The organism is Desertihabitans aurantiacus (genome assembly GCF_003344635.1).
In the GTDB taxonomy this organism is placed as follows: domain Bacteria; phylum Actinomycetota; class Actinomycetes; order Propionibacteriales; family Propionibacteriaceae; genus Desertihabitans; species Desertihabitans aurantiacus.
The window spans coordinates 1-2,201 of the sequence record NZ_QPKK01000409.1 but is presented as its reverse complement, the minus strand read 5'-3'; the positions used below and the strand labels follow the sequence as shown (position 1 = coordinate 2,201).

The 2,201-nt window shown below is 76.3% G+C and carries 2 protein-coding genes; both read right to left on the bottom strand.

All coding sequences use genetic code 11. The features are described 5' to 3' along the window. Nucleotides 1–594 (bottom strand): HAD-IIA family hydrolase (locus tag DVA66_RS19620; RefSeq protein WP_332872897.1); only part of this gene is annotated, 594 nt, incomplete at its 3' end. Further along, nucleotides 591–1,952 (bottom strand): tetratricopeptide repeat protein, encoded by a 1,362-nt coding sequence (locus tag DVA66_RS21430; RefSeq protein WP_198671974.1) that lies wholly within the window; start codon nt 1,950–1,952, stop codon nt 591–593. The genes DVA66_RS19620 and DVA66_RS21430, both read right to left, overlap by 4 nt. Nucleotides 1,953–2,201: the final 249 nt, after the last annotated feature.

The following is a 2,201-nucleotide window of genomic DNA, read 5'->3' as shown; positions in this document are numbered from 1 at the left end:
CGGGGACGGCTTGCCCGCTACCAGCGGGTCCACGTCGACGGCCGCGCGCACCGCGGCCACGGCCGTCCCGTGCCCGGGGACGAGCCCCCGGTCGGTCGGCCGGTTGGTGTCGGTGTTGGTGGCCACCCAGACCGCGCCGCGCTGGACCGCGTGGGCGGCCTCGTTGAGCCGCGGCCACGCCAGCTGCGGGTCGTAGCCCTGGATCACCCCGGCCGGTGCGTCGTCGGCGGAGTCGACCACCCGCAGCCCGAGCGCCTCGACCTCACGGTGCAGCGCGGCGGTGCCGAGCACCAGCACGGTCGAACCCGGCGCCAGCTGCTCGGCCAGCAGCCGGGCGCCGGCCTGTGCGGAGGTGATGACGTCCTCCGGGGCGGCCTCGACACCGAGCTCGACCAGATGGGCGGCGACCTCCTCGGGGGTGCGGGCGGCGTTGTTGGTGACGAACCCGACGCCGACCCCCTGCTCCCGGAGCCGGTGCAGGCCGTCGGCCGCGTGCGGGACCGGGGACCGGCCCAGGTACACCACACCGTCGAGGTCGAGCAGGACGACGTCGTGCCGGCTCGCGAGGGAGCCAGCCACCGTGGCCTGGGTCACCGGTCGTCCCCGTCGGCAGCCGCGTCCTCGTCCGCGGTCCCGACCGTCGGGTCGTCGACCGGCTCGTCGCTCTCGTCCGCCACCAGCGCGTCCGCGTCGTCGCCGGCGAGCTCGTCGTCGGCGAGCTCGTCGTCGGCCAACGTCTCCTCGTCAGCGCCGAGCTCAACCTCCACCGGACCGTCCTCGTCCTCTGCGGGGTCGTCGCCCACCTGAGGGTCGTCCCCGGCGAGCGCGCTGTCCGCCAGCGCCTCCTCTTCACCGCCGAGGTCGTGCTCCGCAAGGGTCTGCTCGTCACCGGCCAGCTCGCTGTCGACCAGCGCGTCGCCGTCAGGCGCCGCGCCCGCCTCGGAGCCGATCTCCGCCCGGTCGCCCACCGGTGCTCCCGCGTCCAGCGTCGAGGAGCTCCCGGCACCGGTGGTGACGACGACGTCCTCGTCCTCCGCGACGTCGTCCTCCTCGCCGGCACCCTGCTGGTCGAGCCGCTCGTCCGCGGTGCCCGCGTCCTCGTCCTGCTCGTCCGCCAGCACGTCCTCGTTCTCGTCCAGCGGTCGCTCGTCAGCCTGGCCGGCCTGCCCCTCGTCGGCGGACGCGTCGTCGGCGTCCTCCGACTCCTCGGGGGCCCACGGCTCGATGCCGGCCTCGTCCACCTCGAGCACCATGCCCTGCAGCGTCGCGAGCCGGTCGCCGGCGTCGGTGACGTGGCCGCGGTCGAGATCGACGGTCCGGGTGAACCAGGTGATCGCGCCGGCCTCGTCACCGGTCCGCAGCAGCAGGTCGGCGTAGGCGTAGGTCAGCCGGGCCGCGGAGTCGCGGCTCAGCCCGCGGGCGGGCGTGCGGGTGGCCTGCTTGAGCAGCCGGACCGCCTCCTTGGTCTGGCCCATGTCCTCCCGCACCCCGGCCTCGACCATCAGGGCCTCCGCGCGGGAGTCCGGGCCGAGCTCGGGGCTCGAGGCCGCCTCGCGGATCAGCGCGAGCGCGTCGTCGTGACGCCCCAGGGCCCGCTCGCAGTCGGCCATCACCGGCAGGTACTCCACGCCGCCGGTCATCCGGCGCAGGGCGCGGTACTCCCGGAGCGCATGGGCGTACTCCCCCGCCGCGTACGCGGTCTCGGCCGAGGCCTCCCGCACCACCGGCAGCCGGGACGCCCGGCGGCGCGCTGCCTCGGCGTGCGCGAACGCCAGCTGGGGATCGGTGTCGATGAGCTCGCCGGCCATCACCAGGTGCCCGCCGACGAACTCGGCGCTCTCCGGGCTGAGGCCCCTCAGCTCGGCGCGGACCGCACGCGGCAGCCCACCGAGGTCGATGCCGCTCGGCAGGTCCGGGTCCTGCTCGAGGCTGGTGCGGCGGTGCGGCACCATCCGCGAGGCCGACGCCGGCTCGCGCCGCTCGAATCTGCTCTCGTCGCCTCGCCCGCCACGTCGGTCCTGACCTGCTCGACCGGGCCCGGAGCCCCGGCCACGGTCGCCGGCGCCACGCCCGCGCTCGTCCCACCGTCCGGCGCCACGACCGCGGTCGTCGCGGTCCCGGCGCTCACGGCGCCGGTCGTCCTCGGACCGTCCGCCACCGGCCCGGTCGCCGCCACGGCCGCCCTGGATCCGATCGTCCCG

Coding starts and splice junctions, on each gene's coding strand:
- DVA66_RS21430 (WP_198671974.1), bottom strand. CDS start 1,952: ATGGTGCCGCACCGCCGCACCAGCCTCGAGCAGGACCCGGACCTGCCG.